Origin of the sequence: Staphylococcus sp. HMSC34G04 (assembly GCF_001838765.1) — a bacterium.
Classification (GTDB): domain Bacteria; phylum Bacillota; class Bacilli; order Staphylococcales; family Staphylococcaceae; genus Staphylococcus; species Staphylococcus epidermidis.
This window is the reverse complement of the sequence record NZ_KV838776.1, coordinates 1-381: the sequence shown is the minus strand read 5'-3', so window position 1 is coordinate 381 and position 381 is coordinate 1. Positions and strand designations below refer to the sequence as shown.

General features: G+C 51.4%; 1 rRNA gene. It reads right to left on the bottom strand.

Annotated elements, in window-relative coordinates:
* A 16S ribosomal RNA gene (locus HMPREF3241_RS11895) occupies nt 1-381 on the bottom strand; the annotation flags it as partial.

Below are 381 nucleotides of genomic sequence, written 5' to 3'. Positions count from 1 at the left end.
TGCTGGCACGTAGTTAGCCGTGGCTTTCTGATCAGGTACCGTCAAGATGTGCACAGTTACTTACACATTTGTTCTTCCCTGATAACAGAGTTTTACGATCCGAAGACCTTCATCACTCACGCGGCGTTGCTCCGTCAGGCTTTCGCCCATTGCGGAAGATTCCCTACTGCTGCCTCCCGTAGGAGTCTGGACCGTGTCTCAGTTCCAGTGTGGCCGATCACCCTCTCAGGTCGGCTACGCATCGTTGCCTTGGTAAGCCGTTACCTTACCAACTAGCTAATACGGCGCGGATCCATCTATAAGTGACAGCAAAGCCGCCTTTCACTATTGAACCATGCGGTTCAATATGTTATCCGGTATTAGCTCCGGTTTCCCGAAGTT